The organism is Methylobacterium sp. ME121, from assembly GCF_000974725.1.
GTDB classification, from domain to species: domain Bacteria; phylum Pseudomonadota; class Alphaproteobacteria; order Rhizobiales; family Beijerinckiaceae; genus Methylobacterium; species Methylobacterium radiotolerans.
Genome location: NZ_BBUX01000041.1, coordinates 1 through 19,345, shown reverse-complemented (window position 1 = coordinate 19,345; position 19,345 = coordinate 1). Strand labels below are relative to the sequence as shown.

Here is a 19,345-nt window from a genome sequence, read left to right as displayed (position 1 = left end):
TTGGCCATCGCGCGTGGGCGCGGTCACAGGGCGTCGTAGTACCCGATGGCCTCTTCGAGCTCTCGCTCCTCGTACCCGAAGTGCGAGATCACCACGCGTTCGAAGACCCCGTAGACCTCCCTGAGGTCGAGGACCTGTTCCCGCGTGGGGGCCGATGCGACGGACCGCACGATGGCGCGGATGCGTTCGAGGAGGGCGTGCACGGTGCGGTGCTCCGCACCGAGGCGGTCGAGGACCCGGCGCAGGCCGTCGGATCGCCGCAGCCTGGGGTACATGTCGCCCTCCTCGATGTCGTGGTGCATCTGGAGGAGGTGGCACTGGCGCCCGCAGAGGGTGCCGAAGGCACGGTAGTTCTCGGTCAGCGTCATCGACGCCACGCCGTCCGTCACCGCCTCGACGGTGCCGGTGCCCGCCAGGAAGCGGTCCAGCGCGCCGCGAACGGCGGCGAGCTCCGCGAGGTGGTGGCGATGATATAGGGCCAGGCGCCGCCCCCGCGCCCGCTGGGCCCGGGTCACGCCGGGGATGGGCGGCGCCTTCGGGCGCGTGGCATCGTCCAGGAAGGGAATGCCATCGAGGGCGCGGCCAAGCCTTGCCTCGACAGGCGGCGCGGCGGCTTCTGGCGTGTCGGGGGCCATCGGATGTGCCGTTCTCCGTCAGGCCGGCGGGAGGCGCTTCTTGAGGTCCATGTTCTCCCGGTAGAGCGCCCCGAGGTTCTTGAACACGCCGTTCAGGTAGGACTGGTAGGTGGGCAAGGCGGCCGGCTCGACACCCGCACGTGCCGCGAAGTGCGCGACGATGGCGTCGGACTCCGTCGTGAAGCTGCCGGGCGTGAATTCGGCCGCCGGGAAGGTGACCTTCTCGACCACCGGGCCGAGCAGGCCGCGGATCTCGGTTTCCTCCTCGGTGCCGGGCGCGAACTCGCGCAGGACGACGCCGTCGAGTTGTCCAGCCTCGAGGAGGAACAGGCGCACCTTCATGCAGAAGGGGCAGCCCGCCTTGAGGAAGAGGACGGGCGCGAACGGTGTCTCGGTCATCGTAGGACTTCCTGTGCGATGGGGTCGGGTGTCGTGGGCAGCCGGCGCGCGACGGCCCGGCCCTGCGGCCTACCGCGGGCGTGGGACGAGACGGGCTGACGGGTCGCGGCGCAGCGACGCGAGCACGACGTCGAGGCTGAGCAGCAGGAAGGCGGGAGCCGCCGGGGTCGGGAGCACCAGGAGGTGCGCGAGGAGCGCGCCCACCATGGTCGCGGCGAGCCAGACGGCGCCGAGGAAGGCGTAGCCGGGTGTCAGGAGCGCGAGGGCGCCGACGACCTCGACGAGGCCCGTCGCGATGCGGAACCACTGCCCGAGGCCGATCTGGTCGAAGGTCTGGACCATCATCGGCACGCCGGCCAGCTTGGCGCCGCCGGCCGCCAGATAGGCGGCGGACAGAGCCACCGACAGGACCCACGCGGCGATGTTGCGACCGCGCGAAGGTCGGGCGGCGCGGGCGAGACTCTGCGACATGCCGGGACCCTGGATGTGACCGGAGCGCCCGGAGCCGCGCGTGGGTTCCTTAGCAGGCCTCGGTTTCGTTTAGTGACCGCGTTATGATACGAGCCCCGTCTCCTCCTGCAAGACGGCACAGGAAGGGTACCGAGGTTACATGGATGTGACTGTCCATCGCCCCGAGCATTCGGCGGGATGCATGCGGGTCTCGAAGATCCTTTCCCGCATCGGCGACAAGTGGACCGTCCTCGTCATCATGCTCCTGCGCGACCGGTCGCGTCGGTTCAGCGAGTTGAAGCGCGGTGTCGAGGGGATTTCCCAGCGGATGCTGACCCTCACTCTGCGGAATCTGGAGCGGGATGGGCTCGTGACGCGAACGGTGACGCCCTCCATCCCGCCGCGGGTCGATTATGAACTGACGGAACTCGGGCACTCCCTGGCGGGGCCGATCCAGGCCCTCGGGGCGTGGGCGTTCGACAACATGGCGCAGATCGATGCGGCTCAGACTGCCTACGACGCGAAGGAGAAGGCTGTCTGAGACGGAACGGTCGCCGTCTGCCTCGACGCGCGTACCGCGCGGAAGCGGACCGGCGGAGACCGGCCCGCGACGCCTGTTCGGTCCGCCGAGTTCGTGGTTGCCCGTCTTCGACAGGGGTACGGCCCGCGGACGCCGCCTCGCGCGTCGGATCGATGACGGGGCTCCGGAACGTCAATCAGCCCCGGTGGTGCGAAGCCTCGACCGCGAAGGCCGGCGCGGCCTGGCGACGGCGCGGGCAGGTCCGGCGATCTCGGCCAGCACGAGATCCTCCGGGCGGTAGGCGAGACAGAGCCCGGCCAGCGCCGCGCTCCGGTTGAGGTCGATGCGGTTGAACGCCCGCGGTCCGTCCACATCCCAGCCGCTCCACCGTCCCGGCGTGGACGGGGTCCGGTCCCGGCAAGATCACGACGCGATCTCATCCACGTTCGGGGCGCCGGGCCGGAGGCTCGGGCGCGTGACTGTGGAGGCGATGTCGACGGGCGAGCCGCGACATGTGGCGGTCCCCGGCATCGCCCCGCGTGAGCCGTTCGTGGGCAACCGCGGGGTCCGCGCCCTCGCGGTCGCCACCGACCCGCACGGGAAGGTCCAGTACGGGAAGGTCCAGTACGGGCAGGACAGCCGCCCCGGTGACCATGCCGTCGCCGTGCTGCCGGACGGGGTTCCCGACACGTACTTGGCCGCGTCGCGCGAGGATGGGGGACCTGCCTGTGCGCCGGCCCTGACGGTCGCGACCTCGCCTCTTCCGTGGATGCGCACGGCGCGGCGTTCGGTGCGGCGTTCGGCGTCGAGATCCTCCTGCCGGAGGGCGGCGTGGTCCGGCTCCGCTACCGGGTGGAGAAAGCGCCGACCTGATCCGCATGGACGGCGCAGCCCGCGCTCTGGGGGGGAGACTGGCGGCGCGAAACGGGGTCTGATCGGGACGTCGCCCATGCCGCTTCTCGTGCCCCAGCGAGAAAACGTGCCCTCGCGAGAAAAGCTGCGTCCAGCCCAGGGGATCGATGGTCCGGGCGGACCGTCAGGAGCGGCCGGCTCCGACCATCGAGCTACGGGCCCGGGCGGCGCCGACGGATAGCCGAGCCCGGCCGTCACCCGGATCTCGCCGCGCCGCGGGGGCGCCGGGTCCGGGGCGCGGGATCCTGTGCGACCGGTTCGTCCGCCGGCGCGCCCACGGGGTCGGCCGCCGGCGCGGGCGCCGTGTCCTTGATGCGCCACAGGTAGCGGGCCAGGATCGAGCGGTACGGCGCGAAGGCGGCCGCCACCGCGGCGGTATCGGCCCGCCCGGTGAGGCGGCGGAGGCACCCCACCGCCGCCACGTCGCCCGCGGGCCAGATGTCGGGGTCGTGGAAGTGGAAGATGCCGACCATGTCGGCCGTCCAGGGGCCGACGCCGCGGATGCCGCACAGGATCGCCGCCCGCTCGGGATGCGGCAGGTCGGCGAGGCCGGGCCCGAGCAGGCCCGCCGTCTCGGCCGCCACGATCGCCTGGAGCGCCCGCACCTTGTTGCCCGAGATGCCGCAGGCCCGCAGCAGCGCCGCGTCCCCGGCCTCGAACAGGTCCCGCGGGCGCGCGCCCGCCGCCGCGGCCGCGGCCTCGATCCGGGCCCAGATTGCCGCCGCGGCCCGGACGGAGAGCTGCTGGTTGACCACCTCGACGAACAGGCGGTCGGCGACGCAGGGATGCGCCGGCGGCTCGATCCGGATCGGACCGGCCCGCACCAGGGCGGCCCGCAGCGGCGGATGGGCGCGCGCCGCGTCCAGGAGGTGGTCGTAGATGGCGGGATCCAGCATCGCCGCAGCCTAACCGGCCCGCGGGGTTTCGCGGAAGCGGCCCTGGAGCCGTCCGGAGCGGTCCGGAAATGCGGCGATGCGGCCGCGCGCCTCGCGCCGGCCGGTCTGGACGGGACGCGCCCGCGGCCCAGGTCTCGACACCATGGCGATCTTCTTCACCGCGGACACGCATTTCGGCGACCCGCACATCCTCCGCCACCGGGGGGCGCGGTTCGGCGGCGTCGAGGCCCACGACGAGGCCCTGGTCGCCGGCTGGAACGCCGTGGTCGGCCCGGAGGACGCCGTCTGGCACCTCGGCGACTTCGCCGCCCATGCCAGCCGGGCGCACTGCGCGGCGATCTTCGCGCGGCTGAACGGCACCAAGCGCCTCGTCCGGGGCAACCACGATTCGAACCGCGTCCTGGACCTGCCCTGGGCCGAGCCGCCGGTGGAGAGCGCCCGCCTCTCCGTCGCGGACGCGCGCGGGCGGCCGCACCGCCTGTTCCTGTCGCACTACGCGCACCGGGCCTGGCCGGGCCTGTGGCGGGAGACGCGCCACCTCTACGGGCACAGCCACGGCTGGCTCGCCGACACCACGCGCTCCTGCGATGTCGGCGTGGATGCCTGGGACGACCGCCCGGTCACCCTCGACGCGATCCTGCTGCGCCAGGACGCGGCCGCGGGCGCGCCGGAGGAACTCGCGGCCCACGGCCTGCGCTGATGGGTGGGGACCGGCGCGCTACATCGTCCGCCGGAGCATCGACAGCCCGGCAGGAGGCCGCATCGCCATGACCGACATCCCCGCCCCGCCGCCGGGCTCGACCGAGGCGGCGACCCGGGCCGCCGATCAGGCCGCGACCGAACTCGGCCTCGGGACCGACTGGGCCGCCCTCGGCGCGCCGGACTGGGCCCGGGTCTGCCGCCGGGCCGGCGCGATCCTCGCCGGGCAGGGCCAGGCGCCGGCGCCCGGCTGGGACGGAGCCCTGGCGCGGGCGCTCGGCCGCCCCGCTCCCGCGGCCGACCGGGACGAGCTGGCCCGCGACGCGGCCGACACCGTCCTGGCCGAGAAGGGCGAGGTCTTCGCCCCCGAGGACGATGCCTGAGGCGGACGACGACACGCTGTCGGACTTGCCACCGGATTTGCCACCGGATCTGCCACCGGACGTGACATCGGGCGGGCCGGTGGTTGCCGCGGCGGGGGTGCGGGCCGATGTAGGAGGCATGCCTCATCCCGAACACCGGGCCGAACACCGGCCTGATCACCGCCGTGCCGTCCCCGGACCGACCGAGCGCTACGCCGCCGGCGCGGCACCGTCCGCCCTGCGGGTGGTGCCCGTCGCGGGTGGCCCGATCCTCGACGCGCAGACGCGCGTGCGGCTCGGCCACCAGATGCGGGCGATGTACGATCCGGTGATCGACGAGGCGCTGGATCCCCGGCTGGCGGAGCTGCTGCAGCAGCTCGACGCGGACCGGAGCGGCTCGACCTGAGATCCGGGCGGGGGGCGTCCGGCCCGCGCATCCGCTGCGGCTGCCGGCGAAGAGGCTCCCATCGGTGGATCGGGGGGATGTCACACCGATGGGAGCCCGGCCGAGTCGACGGATCGACCCAACCCGCTCCATATCGCCCAGGCGACGGCCCGGGCGCTTTCACCTAAGTCAATTTGCTGGCGAATACGGCCGTCGAAGTGTCGAATTGGCGTATTCGATCGTGACAATCGTCGCGATCAGGCCGAAGTGCCGGTCACCGACAGCATGACCCCGTCACTGCCGATCTCGTCGCCGCCGTAGCCGAGCATGCGCGCGAGCTGCTCGCGGGCGCGCCAGACCCGGCTCTTCACGGTGCCGATCCGGCAATTCATGACGACGGCGGCTTCCTCGTAGCTCAGGTTCTCGATCGCCACGAGGACCAGCGCCTCGCGCATCACCGGCGCGAGGCGGTCGAGGGCCGCGCGCACGTCCTGCAGGTCGAGGTGGCTCCCCTGCTCGGGAATGCTGGTCAGCCGCTCGGCGTAGTTGCCGTCGGTGTCGGCGACCTCGCGGCCCTGCTTGCGGTGCTGGCTGTAGAAGACGTTGCGGAGGATCGTGAACAGCCACGCCTCCAGGTTGGTCCCGGGGGTGAAGCCGCCGCGGCCGCGCCAGCCGCGCAGCAGGGTGTCCTGCACGAGATCGTCCGCCGCGGCCGGGTCGCGCGTCAGCGAGACCGCGAACCGGTGCAGCGCCGGCACCACCTCCAGCAGGCCCGCGCGGAAGGTCTTGTCCCGCTCGCCCTCGGCCTGCGCGAGGGCGATCTCCAGGCGCGCGAGCAGGTCGGCGAAGGGGTTCGTGGCACCGTCCGCGTCCTGGCCGATCCGGTCGTAGGTGCGGCCGAGCAGGGTGCCGAGATGGGCCCGCACGGCCTCCGGCAGGCCGAAGCGAGTCTCGTCCCCGGCCTCCTCTGCGACATCCGCGATGGGATCGAGGAGCGATGAGCCTTCGGTGTCGGGCATTCGGTCCGGTCGTCGGCGGGCGGGCCGGTCAAGCCCAGAGGACCGGTTGTGGCGTGCCCGGGCCGCCCATGCCGCAACATGGGTTAGCGCTTTGCCCGAACGGAGCTCAGCCGCGGGCGCCGAACCGCCGCGCCGCCGCGAGGCCGGCGAGGAGCGCCGCGCAGGCCCCCGCGGCGGCGAGCCCGGTGCCGAGGGCGGTGCTCAGCGTGCCGGCATCGGGGACGTGCTTGCGGGCACGCCAGCCGCCGTCGGCGCGCGTGCCCTCCGGCGTCGGCGCGCGCAGGGCGCCGTGCGTGCGCGGCCCGGGCTCGGCCCGGTCGAGGGCCCACCGGAACCCGGCGCCCATCAGGTGCTCGGTCGGGTACGGGGCGAGCGCGTAGCCCACCTGCGCGAGGCGGGCCGGCCAGCCGACCGCGACCTCGTCGCGCGGGTGGCGCACGAGGCGGAGATAGGTCTCGGCCACGGCCTCGGGCGCGTAGTACAGGTGCCCGGGATTGAGCCGCCGGCCGCTGACATTGGCGCCGTGATCCAGGCCCGGCGTGTCGACGATGGCGGGGAACACGGCGCAGACGCGGATGTGCCGGTGCCGGGCGAGTTCCTGGCGCAGGCTCGCCGAGAAGCCGCGCAGGCCGAACTTGCTGGCCGTGTAGGCGGCGGCGAAGGGCGTCGGTGCCCAGCCGCCCATCGAGACCGTGTTGATCAGCGTCCCCCGGCCGCGGTCGAGGAAGTGGGGCAGCACCGCGTAGGCCCCGTGCACGGCGCCCAGCAGGTTCACCGCGATCGTCTGCCGGTGCAGGTCCAGGGGGGCGTCCAGCAGGGGGCCGAACACCCCTACCCCGGCGTTGTTGATCCAGACGTCGATGCCGCCGAAGGCCCGGAGCGCCGCCCGGGCCAGGGCGTCCACCGCCTCGGGCTCGGTGACGTCGGTGGGCACCGCGACGGCCTCGGCGCCCGACGCGCGCAGGTCGCGGACGATCCCGTCGAGCACGTCGGCCCGCCGCGCCGCCAGGACCACCCGCGCGCCCCGCGCCGCGAAGGCCCCGGCCGCCGCCCGGCCGATGCCGCTCGAGGCCCCGGTGATGACCACCGTCCCGCCGTCCAGGCGCGCCATGCCGGTTCTCCGCGTCGTTCGCCGTCGAGTTGCAACTGCACGGCGAACCGTTCCCCGCGCCGCGGCGTTCCCCCTCGCAGCTGCGGCCATTCGGACGCGCCGTCCCGGACGCGCCGATCCGGACGCCGCGACGCGCGGCCCCGAAGGCCCCGCCCCTGTCTGCCCGAACCCTGCCGAGGTCGCCGATGCCTGCCCCCGATCCAGCCCCCGCCAGGGCCGCCGCTCCCGAGGGAGGCGCCTCGACGGTCTGGACGCTCGCCCTCGCCACCGCGCTGATCGGCCTCGTCGCCCTCCCCCGCCGGCCGGCCCGGGGCGCGGTCGGTACCGCGGCGGATTCCCCAGTCGATTCCTCGGCCGGTTCCTCAGCCGACCGTGCGCCCGGCCGGTCCGCCGACCGGGACGACGCGCGCCGGACGTCGCCCGCGCACGCGGGACGGGAGGCCCACGCCGTCGCCCGGGCCGAGGCCGATCGCGGGCGGCGGGCCTCGACGCCGACCGAGATCCCCGCCAAGGGCTGGAAGGACATCGCGCTGCGCGCGTATCACGACATCGGCGAGAACCGCCTGTCGCTGATCGCGGCCGGCGTCACCTTCTTCACGCTCCTGGCGATCTTCCCGGCGGTGGCGGCCCTGGTCTCCTGCTACGGCCTCGTGGCCGATGCCTCGACCATCAACGACCAGCTCGCCAGCCTCCAGGGCATCCTGCCCCAGGGCGCCCTGGAGATCGTCGGCGATCAGGTGAAGCGGCTGAACGAGCAGGGCAACACCACCCTCGGGTTCAGCCTGCTCATCAGCATCGCCCTGTCGGTCTGGAGCGCCAATGGCGGCGTGAAGCACGTCTTCGACGCCCTCAACCTCGTCTACAACGAGCGCGAGAAGCGCAACTTCCTCGTGCTCAATCTCGTCTCCCTCGCCTTCACGGCGGGGGCGCTCCTGTTCCTCCTCCTGGCGCTGGCCGCGGTGGTGGTGGTGCCGGTGGTGCTGGAATTCGTCGGGCTCGGCGCGGACGCGTGGTGGCTGGCGCTGCTGCGGTGGCCGGTCCTGCTCGTGGCAGTGCTGCTCGGCCTCGCCTTGCTCTACCGCTACGGGCCGAGCCGGGACGCGCCGCGCTGGCGCTGGGTCACGCCCGGGGGCGCCCTCGCGGCCCTGCTGTGGATCGTCGCGTCGCTGCTGTTCTCCTGGTACGTCGCCCATTTCGGCAGCTACAACAAGACCTACGGCTCGCTGGGCGCGGCGATCGGCTTCATGACCTGGATCTGGCTCTCGACCATGATCGTCCTGACCGGCGCCCAGGTGAACGCCGAGATGGAGCATCAGACCGCCGAGGACACGACCGTCGGCGCGCCGCAGCCGCTCGGCACGCGCCGGGCGCGCATGGCCGACACGGTGGGCGCCGCCGCGGAGTAGCGGGGCGTCCGGCCATCCGCGCGGGCAGGGACTTCTGGGCGCAGGGCCGCAGGGGGAGCGCGGCGCGGGGGAGAACGCCGACTTAACACAGGTTGGCGCACGTTTTTCCGCCGCAGGCACAAGCCGACCAAGAAGATCCGGACTTCAATGTACGGACGACGGTTTGGCCCCCTGCCGATAGAAATATCCGTGCCTCATTATTTCACCGATACCCTTGGCAGCGCCGTCGTGCGGGGCGCTTCGGACGCGCGCGACGTCGCCCGATCCCCCGCGGTCGCCCGCCCCGGTGCCTGCCCCGGCGCCTGCCCCGGCGCCTGCCCGGCCGGGCTCCGCCGTCCGGCCGCCGGCACGCCGGCGCCGCGGTGATCTGACCGGAGGCGGACGTGGAGAACCCGTTCGTACGGAAGATGGAGCGGCATGTCCGGCTCGCGCCGGAGGACCGCGCGGTGCTCGACGGGTTGGGGCGCCTGCATGTCCGCCACGTCGCGGCCCGGCAGGATATCGAGGGGCAGCAGAGCGACCCGTACCACACGCACCTGATCCTCGACGGCTGGGCCTGCCGGTACAAGCAGTTCCCGGACGGGCGGCGCGCGATCGTCGCGCTGCTCCTGCCGGGCGACCTGTGCGACCCGTTCGTGTTCCGCCGGGCGCGGATGAACCACGCCATCGGCGCGCTGACCCCCGTCACCGTCGCGCGGATCGCCCCGGAGCAGATCGGCGACGCGGTCCGCGGCCGGCCCGCGGTCGAGGAATGCCTGTGGCGGGAGTTGCTCGCCGCCACGGCGATCCACCGCGAGTGGATCGCCAGCGTCGGCCGTCGCTCGGCGATCGAGCGGCTGGCGCACCTGTTCTGCGAGCTCCACCTCCGTCTGACGCGCGTCGGCCTCGCGGACGGGACGACGCTGCCGATGCCGGTGACCCAGCCCGACCTCGCGGACGCCCTCGGCCAGACGAGCGTGCACATCAACCGCACCCTGAAGGAGCTGCGCACCGGCGGCCTCATCGCCCTGCGCAGCCGGCGCCTGACGATCCGCGACCTCGACGGGCTGCGGGAGCGCGGGCTGTTCGATCCCGCCTACCTGCAGCTCTCCTGAGCGGCGCGGGCGATACGCCGCGGCATCGGAGGCCGCGCGCGCCTTGCCGCGGGGCGGCCGCGGCCGATCTGAGGCGGACCTGTCATCCGCCACGGGCGCCCGCGCGACACACGATGCACATCCACCTCGACGCGCTCGGCGGCGTCGCCGGCGACATGTTCGCCGCCGCCCTGCTGGACGCCTTCCCCGAGCATCAGGCCGGCGTGTCCGCCAGCGTCCGGGCGGTCGACGCGCGCATCGCCTGCGCGGTCCGGGCCCACAATGACGGGATCCTCAGCGGTGCGCGCTTCGCCGTGTCGGCGCCCGGTGAGGTGTCCGGTGCGGTGTCCGGGCCCGCGCCGCACCGGCACGAACACCCCGCGCCCCACGAACACCCGCATCCTCACCCGCATCCCCACGATCACGGCCACGATCACGGCCAAGAGCACGGCCACGAGCACGGCCACGATCGGGCCCGCGCGCACGACCACGGCCACCGGCCCTGGTCGGAGATCCGCGCCGCGCTGGAGGCGGCGGACCTCGCGCCGGCGGTGCGGGCGCACGCGCTCGGCATTTTCGGGCATCTGGCCGACGCCGAGGCGCGGGTCCACGGCATCGCCGTGGAGGCGGTGGCGTTCCACGAGGTCGGCGCCGCCGACTCGATCGCCGACATCGTGGCCGCCGCCCACCTGATCGCCGCCCTGGGGACGCGCAGCTGGAGCGTCTCGGCCCTGCCGCTGGGCTCGGGCCGGGTGCGGACCCAGCACGGTCCCCTCCCCATCCCGGCCCCCGCCACGACGCTGCTGCTGGCGGGTTTCGCGACCCTCGACGACGGGATCCCCGGCGAGCGCGTCACCCCCACCGGGGCGGCGATCCTGCGCCATCTCTGCGGCGACGATCCCGGGCGGGGCCGCCCCCGGGGCATCCTCGGGCGCACCGGCATCGGCTTCGGCACCAAGGTCCTGCCGGGTCTGAGCAACTGCCTGCGTGCCCTCGTGCTGGAGGAGAACGCCGCCCCCGGCCCGGGCCGGCGGGATCTGGCGGTGATCGCCTTCGAGGTCGACGACCAGTCCGGCGAGGACCTCGCCACGGGCCTCGACCGGCTGCGCGCGGAGCCCGGCATCGTGGACGTCGTGCAGATGCCGGTGATCGGCAAGAAGGGCCGGATGATGGCCCGGATCCAAGTCCTGGTCCGCCCGGAGAGCCTGGAGGCGGCGATCGCGGCCTGCTTCCGGGAGACCACGACCATCGGCCTGCGTTACCACCCCGTGGAGGGCGCGGTGCTCGCGCGCGCTGCCCGCACGGTCGAGCACGACGGTCTTTCCGTCCGCGTGAAGATCGTGGCCCGGCCGGGCGGGCGCACCGCCAAGGCCGAGGCCGACGACGCCCGCGGCCGTGCGGGCCACGCCGCGCGGGCCGCCCTGCGCCGCGAGGCCGAGCGGCGCGCGCTGGAACAGGAGCAGGAGGAGCGGTGACGCGCCAGCATCTCGAATCGGTCCTCGCCGGGCTCGGGCCCGTGGCGGTGGCGGTGAGCGGCGGGGTCGACAGCCTGACGCTCGCCACCCTGGCCCACCGGCTGGCGCCGGGGGCGACGCTCGTGGTCCACGCGGTCTCGCCGGCCGTGCCCGGGGAGGCGACCGCGCGCGTCCGGGCCGAGGCCGCCCGCGAGGGCTGGGATCTGCGGGTGATCGAGGCCGGCGAGTTCGCCGACCCGGCCTACCGGGCGAACCCGGTCAACCGCTGCTTCTTCTGCAAGACCAATCTCTACGGCGCGGTCCGGCAGGTCACGGACCGGCAGATCCTGTCGGGGGCCAATCGCGACGACCTCGGCGAGTACCGCCCCGGCCTCGACGCGGCCCGGGAGCACGGGGTGCGCCATCCCTACGTGGAGGCGGGGTTCGACAAGGCGTCCGTCCGGGCGCTCGCCCGCGACCTCGGCCTCGGCGCGGTGGCGGAATTGCCGGCGGCGCCCTGCCTGTCGAGCCGGGTCGAGACCGGCATCGCGATCGAGCCGGAGACCTTGCGCTTCATCCACGCGGTCGAGCGGCTGGTCGGCGGGGCGCTCGACGCGGAGAGCGGCGCCAAGCGCGCGGTCCGCTGCCGGGTGCGCGCCGAGGGCGTGGTGGTGGAACTCGATCCCGGGAGCTTGGCGGCCCTCGGCACCCGGGATCGTGAGAAGCTCGGGGCGGGCATCCGGGACATCGCGCCGGCGCGTCTCGCCGGCCCGGTCCGGTTCGCGCCCTACCGGGTCGGCAGCGCCTTCCTGGTGCAGCAGGGGGAGGGCCGGGCGTGAGCGTCGCCGAAGAATTCACCCTCGATTTCGCCCGGTCCGAGCGGATCGGCCTGGAGGAGGCGATCTTCTGCGCCGGCAAGAGCCCGGAGCAGATCGACGCGATCCTGGAGGCCGCCCGGGCGCGGGGTGCCTCGCTCCTGCTCACCCGCCTCGACCCGGAGAAGCGCGACCGGCTCGATGCGGCGGCCCGGCTCGACTACTGCCCGGTCTCGCGCACGGCGGTGTTCGGCGAGCCGCCGCGGATCACCGGTCCCGCCCGGGTCGCCGTGGTAGCGGCCGGCACCTCGGACGTGCCCGTCGCCCGCGAGGCCCTGCGGGTGCTGGCCTATGCCGGCCGGGCGGCCTCGCTCTTCGCCGATGTCGGCGTCGCCGGCCTGTGGCGGCTGACCTCGCGGATCGAGGAGATCCGGGCGCATCCGGTGGTGATCGTCGCCGCCGGCATGGACGCGGCGTTGCCCAGCGTCGTCGGCGGCCTCGTGGCGGGCGCGGTGATCGCGGTGCCGACCTCCGTGGGCTACGGCGTCGCGGCGGGCGGGCGCGCCGCCCTCGACGCCGTGCTGGCGAGCTGCGCGCCGGGCATCACGGTGGTCAACATCGACAACGGCTACGGCGCCGCCTGCGCCGCCCTGCGCCTGCTCCACGCGGCAGGACGCCTCGCCGAGGAGACCGAACGATGAGCCGGTCCGACGCATTACCTCCCCTCACCCGGACATTCGCGAACGGAGACAGCCGATGGAACGCCGCAGCTTCCTACAGGGCGCCGTGCTCGGCGCGGGCCTTGCGGGCGCCGGCAGCGCAGGAGCGGCCGTGAACGCCCCCGCGCTCCCTGGCAACCGCCCGCAGGACCCGGCCGACCTGCCCTTCGTCACCGATCCCGGCGAGCGCCGGGGCGAGATGCTCTACCGGTCGTTCGGGAAGACGTCGGAGAAGATCTCGGCGATCGGCATGGGCGGGTTCCATCTCGGCAAGAGCGCCGTGACGGACGATGAGGCGACGCGGCTGATCCATGCCGGGATCGACCGCGGCATCACCTTCATGGACAATTGCTGGGACTACAACGACGGGCGCTCCGAGCTCCGCATGGGCGCGGCGCTGGCCCAGGGCGGCTACCGCGACAAGGTCTTCCTGATGTCCAAGATGGACGGGCGGACCAAGGAGGAGGCGATCAAGCAGATCGACCAGTCGCTCCTGCGCCTGCGCACCGACCGGATCGACCTCGTCCAGCACCACGAGATCCTGCGCTACGACGATCCCGACCGGGTCTTCGCCGAGGGGGGCGCCATGGAGGGCTTCCTGGAGGCGAAGAAGCAGGGCAAGCTGCGCTACATCGGCTTCACCGGCCACAAGGACCCGCGCATCCACCTGCAGATGCTGGAGGTGGCGGCCGAGCGCGGCTTCCACTTCGATTCCGTGCAGATGCCCGTCAACGTGATGGACGCGCATTTCCGCTCGTTCAGCCACCTCGTCCTGCCCTATCTCGTGCAGAACGGCATCGCGCCGCTCGCCATGAAGACCTTCGGCGACGGCGTGATCCTGAAGGCGGACGCGCCGATCAAGCCGCTCGAGTACCTGCACTTCTCGCTGAACCTGCCGGTCTCGGTGGTGATCACCGGCATCCAGAACCAGCGCGACCTCGACCAAGCCTTCGAGGCGGTGAAGACCTTCAAGCCGATGGACAGGGCGGCGGTGGCCGAGCTGCTGTCGCGCTCGAAGCCCTACGCGCTAGAGGGCAAGTACGAGCTGTTCAAGACGAGCGCCACCTTCGACGGCACGGCCAAGAACGCGGCGTGGCTCGGCGAGGATGTCGCGAGCGTGAAGAAGCTCGCGCCGACGATGGAGTAGGGGGCGGACGTCCGGGCCCTCGGGCGACGTCCGACCCTCCACCTCAGGACGAGGGCGCGCCGGAAGTCCGCACCCGGCCTCCCCCTCACGCCACGTCTTCCAGCCGGATCGGCAGGCTGCGGATCCGGCGGCCGGTGGCGTGGTGGACGGCGTTGGCGATGGCCGCGTTCACCCCGATGATGCCGAGCTCGCCCAGGCCCTTCAGCCCCAGCGCGTCCACCCGGTCGTCGGGATCGGGCACCAGCAGCGCCTCGACCTCCGGCGCGTCCGCCGCGGTGGGGACGAGGTACTCGGCCAGATCCGGATTGCGGTAGGCGGCGCCGTCCACCACCGTCTCCTCCAGAAGCGCCGAGCCGAGGCCCCAGATCATCCCGCCCGTGAGCTGGCTCTTCGCGGTCAGCGGGTTGAGGATCCGCCCCGCCGCGAAGGCGCCGGTGAGCCGGGCGACCCGGATCTCCCCGGTCTCGGCGTGGACGTGGACCTCCGCGAACTGCGCCCCGAAGCCCCAGGACACCGCCTTCCCCGCGCCGCCCAGGCTGAGCCCGATATGGCCGCCGCGCAGGCCCTTGAGCGCCGTCTCCCGGTCGCTGCCCTCCGGCACGAAGGCCGCGACGGTCTCGACGCCCTCTGAACCGACGGCCTCCGCGAGCGGGATCCCGGTCCCCTCCGGAGCGACGAGCCGGCCACCCACGAGGCGCAAGGTGCCCGGATCCCGGCCGGCGAGGCGGCCCCCCTGCCCGGTCGCGGCCTGCGCCAGAACCTGTCGGATCTGCCCGCAGCCGAGCGCCAGCGCGCTCATGAGGCTGGTGGTCGTGCTCGACCCGCCCGAGATGCCGGCCGCCGGCAGGTCCGTGTCGCCGAGCCGGACCGTCACCCGCTCCGCCGGCACGCCGAGCCCGTCCGCCGCGCCCAGGGCGAGCAGCGTGGTGATGCCGTTGCCGATCTCGTGGTGCGCGCAGGCGACCTCCGCGGAGCCGTCCGGGCCCAGCCGGACCCGCATGGTCGCGGCGGCGATCTTCACCGGCCGCACCGAGGCGGCGCAGCCGAGCCCCACCCGCCAGGGTCCGTCGCGCATCGAGCCCGGGCGCGGCACCCGGCGCGACCAGCCGAAGGCCCGCGCGCCCGCCGCGAAGCAGGCCATCAGCGGCCGGGTCGAGAACGGCTTTCCCGAGACCGGATCGACCGCCGTGTCGTTGATCCGGCGCAGCGCGATCGGATCCATGCCGAGCGCGACCGCCATCTCGTCGACGGCGCTCTCCAGGGCGAACAGGAACGGCACTTCGGGGGGGCGCCCGCATCGGCCCGGGCGTGTTGCGGTCGACCCGCACGGCCCGCTCCGCGGTGCGGATGTTCGGGCAGGCGTAGAGGCTCGCCGTCACCTCCGCACCCTCCATGACGAAGGGATCGAAGCGCGACGTCACGGTCTCGGCCTCGTGCACCAGGGCGGTGAAGCGGCCCGTCCGGTCGGCGCCGAGGCGGATGGTGTGGCGCGATTCCGGCCGGTAATTGGCGATGGTGAAGCACTGTCGCCGGCTCGGCACCAGGGAGACCGGCCGGCCGAGGCGCTTGGCCGCGAGCGCGACCAGCGCGGTGTGCTGCGACAGGGCGAATTTCGAGCCGAAATGGCCGCCGATCAGGCCCGCCACCACCCGCACCTGCGCGGGATCGAGCCCGAGCTGCGCCGCGAGCCCGTGCTGGACGGCGCCGACGTAGCGGGTCGGCTCGTGCACGGTGAGCCGGTCGCCGTCCCAGGCGGCCCGGGTGGTGAACAGCTCGATCGGGTTGTGGTGCTGGACCGGCGTCGCGTAGCGCGCCTCGACCCGGATGGCCGCGCCGGCCAAGCCGGCCTCGGCGTCGCCCCGGGCGATGTCCTCGTGGTGGGGTTTCAGGTCGGCGAGGCGCACGGTCTCGGCGCCGGGGGCGTCGAAGCCGCCGGCGGCGGGCTCGGCCGCGTAGGCGACCGTGACCGCGCCGGCCGCCGCCTCGGCGGCCTCCAGGGTCTCGGCGACGACCAGCGCCACGATCTGGCCGGCATAGGCGACGGCGTCGGAATCCAGCGGCCGGTGCGAGCTGTTGGCGTAGCCGCCGGCCATCAGGTGCTTCACCGGCGCCACCGCGCCCGCGAAATCCCGGTGGGTGAAGATGCGCAGGACGCCCGGCACCCGCTCGGCCGCCGCGAGGTCGAACCCGGTGATGCGGCCCCGGGCGACCGTGCTGGTCACCAGGGCCGCGTGGGCCGTGCCGGATTCCGGCCCCGTGAGGTCGGAGCTGTAGCGGGCCCGGCCGGTGACCTTGTCGGGGCCCTCGACCCGGACGTGGGACTGGCCGAGACGGCCGTCGGTTTCCCCTGCGCGCGCGTCCATGCCGCCCTCCCCGTTCGCGGCCGCTCGGGCCCATCGCAAAGGAAGGAAGCGCCGCGAGGGCGTTCCGGCTCCCTGGGTGGCGGGGCGACAGGATGCAGCGGCCGGACCGAACCGGCCGTCCTCGCGAGCGGAGCGAAGCGACCGAGGGCAGCGCGCCCTGGATCGGCGGGGCGCCACCTGGACGGCTTCGCGCCGCCCGCGAGGACGGGGCTGCGACGGGCTTCCGCCGCAGCCCGGGATCTCAGTTCAGGACCTTGCCGTCCGGTCCGACCTTGACCTCCTGCTCCTTGTCGGCGCCGGCGACCTTGATCTCGTACTGGACCGTGGAGCCGTCCTTCTCGACCTCGGCCTCGTAGGCCTTGCCGCCGCCGGCCTTCTGCTCGGCGATGGCGAGCGCGTCCTTCAGGGAGGTCTTCGCGTTCTGGAAGTCGGAGGCCTTCAGCCGGGTGAAGTAGCGCTCGATCGGCTGGTTCTCGGTCTTGTAGAGGGCGCCGGTGTCGGCGTTGATGCCGTACTCGACGAGCTTGCCGCTCGGGTACACGACCTTGATCGCGTAGTGGGCCGGATCCTTGCTGTCGGCCTTCTCAAAATCGGCGTCGATGGCGCGGCCGCCCTTCTCGTCGCCCTGCGACTCGGCGGTGGCGAGGGCCTGGGCGAGGCCGACCTTGGCGACCTTGGCGACCTGCCACTCTTTCATGTTGCTGTCCGCCTTCGTGGCGGGCTCGGCCGGCGTCGCGGTGGGCGTCTGGGCCAGGGCGAGGCCGGTGGAGAGGGCCAGGAGGCCGGCTGCGGCGGTGAGACGGGTGATCATGGCGGGGTGTCCCTTCGCGGGTTCGTTCAAGGATGCGTGAAACGTCGGGTCCGGAAACTCGGTTGCCCGCGATCGGGAAAAAATTCGGCTCCCGCCTCCCCGGCGAGACGGAGGGCCGGCGCCCCTGTATGACACGCGGACGTTCCGGCGCGCCGCTCGGCGACGGCGGACATTTCTCCGATGGAGCCGGTCATGACCGCGCACGAGCCCGAGCCGCTGGACGAGTTCACCCGCCTGCACGCCAAGCTGTCCGCCCTGGAGATCGTGCTCGGCGTCCTGATCGGGCGGCTCTCCGAGGAGAACCCGGAGATCCGCGAGGACGTGAAGCGCGACGTGGCGGCGATCCTGTCGGACATGCCGATCGACGGCTCGAGCGAGGAGATGATCGCCGCCGAGGTCCGCCGCGCCGCCGAGGTGCTGACCAGCGTGTCGATCGGCTGAGCCGTCAGCGCGGCGGCATCCGCAGCGCCCCGTCGAGCCGGATGGTCTCGCCGTTCAGCATCGGGTTCTCGCAGATGTGGCGGACGAGGTCGGCGTATTCCGACGGGCGGCCGAGGCGCGGCGGGAACGGCACGCTCTGGCCGAGCGTGTCCTGCACGTCCTGGGGCAGGCCCGCCATCATCGGCGTCTCGAAGATGCCGGGCGCGATGGTGACCACCCGGATGCCGTGCCGGGCGAGTTCCCGGGCGATCGGCAGGGTCATGGACACCACCCCGCCCTTCGAGGCCGCGTAGGCGGCCTGCCCGATCTGGCCGTCGAAGGCCGCGATCGAGGCGGTGTTCACGATCACGCCCCGGGCGCCCGCCCCGTCCGGCGCTTCCCGGGCGATGGCGTCGGCGGCCAGCCGGATCATGTTGAACGTGCCGACGAGGTTGACCGAGACCGCCCGCGCGAAGGTCTCGAGCCGGTGCGGCGCGTCGCGGCCGACCACCTTCTCCCCCGGCGCGATGCCGGCGCAGTTCACGAGCCCGTGGAGGTGCCCGAACGCGTCCAGCGCCGTCCGCACCGCCGCCGCGCCGTCCGCCTCGCGGGTGACGTCCGTCTCGACGAAGCGGGCCCGCGCCCCGAGATCCGCCGCCACCCGGGCGCCGGCCTCCCGGGCGATGTCGGCCACGACCACCCGGGCCCCCGCCGCCGCGAGGCCCCGCGCCGCCGCCTCCCCGAGGCCCGAGCCCGCGCCCGTGACGACGAAGACCCGGTCCCTGATCATCTCGCTGGCCATCGTGGCTCCCCGACGCTCCCGGGCGGCCGACGGCGCCCCGCGATCCCCGAGGTAGCGCGGCGGCGCGGCCGCCGGAAGGCGTCCGGCCCGGCACCCGGGCCGACCGGACCCGCGCGGCGATTGACGTGTGATTTTTTCCCACATATAGATTGCGGCGGCGGCCCAAGATATCGGGCCGTCTCTTCAAGTGTTTCCGGCGCTCCATCGCGCAGTGGCAAGTCGTGTGGCCGCGCGCGATCAGTCGACGCCCGTCGCCCTCCGCTCCCGTCCGTCCGGGAGCGGCCGATTCCCCACGCCTGATCAGGACCGCCATGGGCGCCCACTGGATCGAGACCGCGGCCCGGCACTGGCGGCACGGGCGGATCGTCGGGCGTCGCTTCGCCGAGCGGCGTCCCGGCATCCGCGCGGCGCTTCGGGCGGCCGCGCCCGACAGCGTGCTGCTCGCCGGCAATTCCCACGCGGAGTTCGTCGGCGCGCCGGATCTCGGCGGCCGGCCCTGCATCAACATCGCGGTCGGCGGCAGCACCGCGGCCGATTGCGGCCGTCATCTCGCGGCGCTGCGCGTCCCGGTCCGCTGCGCGGCCGCGGTGCTGATCATCGGCACCAACGATATCCAGCGCTGGCGGCATCCCGAGCGGGCCCGGGTGGCCGACCGGTTCGAGGCCGATGTCGGGGGCATCCTGCGCCGCCTGGAGCCCTGGGCCGCGCGGGTCTTCGTCGCCGCGATCCCGCCGATCGGTGCCGGGGCGGCCGGCCGGGATCCCGCCGCCGTCGCGGTCTTCACGGCTCGCCTGGCCGCGCTCTGCGCCGCGGGGGGGTACGCCTTCATCGACCCGTTCGCGCCGTGGCGATCCGGCGCCGGCGGCCTCGCCGGACCGGGCCTCCACCGGGACGGCGTGCACTTGGCCGATTACGCGCCCCTGGCCGCGGCGCTCGCCCGCGCGGTG

The 19,345-nt window shown here is 73.8% G+C and carries 22 protein-coding genes and 1 pseudogene; 12 read left to right on the top strand and 11 right to left on the bottom strand.

Annotated features, from left to right (window positions below):
• Positions 1–23: 23 nt before the first annotated feature.
• From ME121_RS21590 to ME121_RS21580, 3 genes are all read right to left on the bottom strand, one after another.
• Complete coding sequence (locus ME121_RS21590) at positions 24–635, bottom strand: hemerythrin domain-containing protein (RefSeq protein ID WP_059409570.1); 612 nt, start codon at positions 633–635, stop codon at positions 24–26.
• A gap of 18 nt (positions 636–653) precedes the next feature.
• Complete coding sequence (locus ME121_RS21585; protein ID WP_053621405.1) at positions 654–1,034, bottom strand: glutathione S-transferase N-terminal domain-containing protein; 381 nt, start codon at positions 1,032–1,034, stop codon at positions 654–656.
• 69 nt (positions 1,035–1,103) lie between these two features.
• A complete protein-coding gene (locus tag ME121_RS21580) occupies positions 1,104–1,505 on the bottom strand; it encodes a DoxX family protein (protein WP_029360911.1) in 402 nt (133 codons plus the stop codon).
• Between the two features lie 139 nt (positions 1,506–1,644).
• Here ME121_RS21580 and ME121_RS21575 point away from each other — a divergent pair, with 139 nt between their 5' ends.
• A complete protein-coding gene (locus ME121_RS21575) occupies positions 1,645–2,025 on the top strand; it encodes a winged helix-turn-helix transcriptional regulator (RefSeq protein WP_012318354.1) in 381 nt (126 codons plus the stop codon).
• Positions 2,026–2,196: 171 nt separating this feature from the next.
• On the opposite strand, the gene ME121_RS21570 is transcribed toward ME121_RS21575, so the two are convergent.
• Both ME121_RS21570 and ME121_RS21565 read right to left on the bottom strand, forming a co-directional pair.
• Positions 2,197–2,376 (bottom strand): hypothetical protein, encoded by a 180-nt coding sequence (locus ME121_RS21570; protein ID WP_059409569.1) that lies wholly within the window; start codon positions 2,374–2,376, stop codon positions 2,197–2,199.
• A 734-nt stretch (positions 2,377–3,110) separates the two neighbouring features.
• Positions 3,111–3,812 carry a DNA glycosylase family protein gene (locus ME121_RS21565; RefSeq protein ID WP_059409568.1) on the bottom strand — a complete coding sequence of 234 codons (702 nt, stop codon included), beginning with the start codon at positions 3,810–3,812 and terminating at the stop codon, positions 3,111–3,113.
• Between the two features lie 142 nt (positions 3,813–3,954).
• On the opposite strand from ME121_RS21565, the gene ME121_RS21560 reads away from it, so the two are divergent.
• The 3 genes from ME121_RS21560 to ME121_RS21550 all read left to right on the top strand — a co-directional run bounded on the left by ME121_RS21560 (position 3,955) and on the right by ME121_RS21550 (position 5,279).
• Positions 3,955–4,512 carry a metallophosphoesterase gene (locus ME121_RS21560; protein ID WP_012318352.1) on the top strand — a complete coding sequence of 186 codons (558 nt, stop codon included), beginning with the start codon at positions 3,955–3,957 and terminating at the stop codon, positions 4,510–4,512.
• Between the two features lie 67 nt (positions 4,513–4,579).
• Positions 4,580–4,894: a hypothetical protein gene (locus ME121_RS21555; RefSeq protein WP_024830585.1), complete on the top strand. Its 315-nt coding sequence runs from the start codon at positions 4,580–4,582 to the stop codon at positions 4,892–4,894.
• Positions 4,887–5,279 carry a hypothetical protein gene (locus ME121_RS21550; protein WP_246753166.1) on the top strand — a complete coding sequence of 131 codons (393 nt, stop codon included), beginning with the start codon at positions 4,887–4,889 and terminating at the stop codon, positions 5,277–5,279. The genes ME121_RS21555 and ME121_RS21550 overlap by 8 nt, the downstream gene beginning before the upstream one ends.
• A gap of 236 nt (positions 5,280–5,515) precedes the next feature.
• Here ME121_RS21550 and ME121_RS21545 read toward each other — a convergent pair whose 3' ends face one another.
• Together ME121_RS21545 and ME121_RS21540 are read right to left on the bottom strand one after the other, a co-directional pair.
• Positions 5,516–6,277 (bottom strand): sigma-70 family RNA polymerase sigma factor, encoded by a 762-nt coding sequence (locus ME121_RS21545; protein WP_059409566.1) that lies wholly within the window; start codon positions 6,275–6,277, stop codon positions 5,516–5,518.
• 106 nt (positions 6,278–6,383) lie between these two features.
• Complete coding sequence (locus tag ME121_RS21540) at positions 6,384–7,388, bottom strand: SDR family oxidoreductase (protein ID WP_059409565.1); 1,005 nt, start codon at positions 7,386–7,388, stop codon at positions 6,384–6,386.
• Between the two features lie 185 nt (positions 7,389–7,573).
• Here ME121_RS21540 and ME121_RS21535 point away from each other — a divergent pair, with 185 nt between their 5' ends.
• The 6 genes from ME121_RS21535 (at position 7,574) to ME121_RS21510 (ending at position 14,002) form a co-directional block, all read left to right on the top strand.
• Complete coding sequence (locus tag ME121_RS21535; RefSeq protein WP_059409564.1) at positions 7,574–8,794, top strand: YihY/virulence factor BrkB family protein; 1,221 nt, start codon at positions 7,574–7,576, stop codon at positions 8,792–8,794.
• Between the two features lie 383 nt (positions 8,795–9,177).
• Positions 9,178–9,888, top strand: coding sequence for a Crp/Fnr family transcriptional regulator (locus ME121_RS21530; RefSeq protein WP_059409563.1), 711 nt, complete (start codon positions 9,178–9,180; stop codon positions 9,886–9,888).
• Positions 9,889–10,001: 113 nt separating this feature from the next.
• Positions 10,002–11,342 (top strand): nickel pincer cofactor biosynthesis protein LarC, encoded by a 1,341-nt coding sequence (gene larC / locus ME121_RS21525; RefSeq protein ID WP_059409562.1) that lies wholly within the window; start codon positions 10,002–10,004, stop codon positions 11,340–11,342.
• Positions 11,339–12,160, top strand: coding sequence for an ATP-dependent sacrificial sulfur transferase LarE (gene larE / locus ME121_RS21520; protein ID WP_012318344.1), 822 nt, complete (start codon positions 11,339–11,341; stop codon positions 12,158–12,160). Before larC ends, larE begins: the two co-directional genes overlap by 4 nt.
• A complete protein-coding gene (gene larB, locus ME121_RS21515) occupies positions 12,157–12,837 on the top strand; it encodes a nickel pincer cofactor biosynthesis protein LarB (protein ID WP_012318343.1) in 681 nt (226 codons plus the stop codon). Before larE ends, larB begins: the two co-directional genes overlap by 4 nt.
• A 55-nt stretch (positions 12,838–12,892) precedes the next feature.
• Positions 12,893–14,002 carry an aldo/keto reductase gene (locus tag ME121_RS21510; RefSeq protein ID WP_024830591.1) on the top strand — a complete coding sequence of 370 codons (1,110 nt, stop codon included), beginning with the start codon at positions 12,893–12,895 and terminating at the stop codon, positions 14,000–14,002.
• 85 nt (positions 14,003–14,087) lie between these two features.
• Here ME121_RS21510 and ME121_RS33980 read toward each other — a convergent pair whose 3' ends face one another.
• From ME121_RS33980 to ME121_RS21500, 3 genes and pseudogenes are all read right to left on the bottom strand, one after another.
• Entirely contained in the window at positions 14,088–15,281 is a 1,194-nt protein-coding gene (locus ME121_RS33980; RefSeq protein ID WP_491892855.1) for a xanthine dehydrogenase family protein molybdopterin-binding subunit, read from the bottom strand.
• Positions 15,282–15,345: 64 nt separating this feature from the next.
• Positions 15,346–16,365 (bottom strand): annotated as a pseudogene (locus ME121_RS33975) (xanthine dehydrogenase family protein molybdopterin-binding subunit); the annotation flags it as partial.
• A gap of 241 nt (positions 16,366–16,606) precedes the next feature.
• The gene (locus ME121_RS21500; RefSeq protein ID WP_012318340.1) at positions 16,607–17,176 is read right to left on the bottom strand and encodes a PepSY domain-containing protein; all 570 of its coding nucleotides are present in this window, start codon (positions 17,174–17,176) and stop codon (positions 16,607–16,609) included.
• A gap of 192 nt (positions 17,177–17,368) precedes the next feature.
• Between ME121_RS21500 and ME121_RS21495 the strand changes: the two genes are divergently transcribed.
• Positions 17,369–17,617: a hypothetical protein gene (locus ME121_RS21495; RefSeq protein WP_012318339.1), complete on the top strand. Its 249-nt coding sequence runs from the start codon at positions 17,369–17,371 to the stop codon at positions 17,615–17,617.
• A gap of 4 nt (positions 17,618–17,621) precedes the next feature.
• On the opposite strand, the gene ME121_RS21490 is transcribed toward ME121_RS21495, so the two are convergent.
• Complete coding sequence (locus ME121_RS21490; RefSeq protein WP_012318338.1) at positions 17,622–18,398, bottom strand: 3-hydroxyacyl-CoA dehydrogenase; 777 nt, start codon at positions 18,396–18,398, stop codon at positions 17,622–17,624.
• A gap of 311 nt (positions 18,399–18,709) precedes the next feature.
• Between ME121_RS21490 and ME121_RS21485 the strand changes: the two genes are divergently transcribed.
• Positions 18,710–19,345: SGNH/GDSL hydrolase family protein (locus tag ME121_RS21485; protein ID WP_059409584.1), on the top strand; the 636-nt coding region annotated here is incomplete at its 3' end.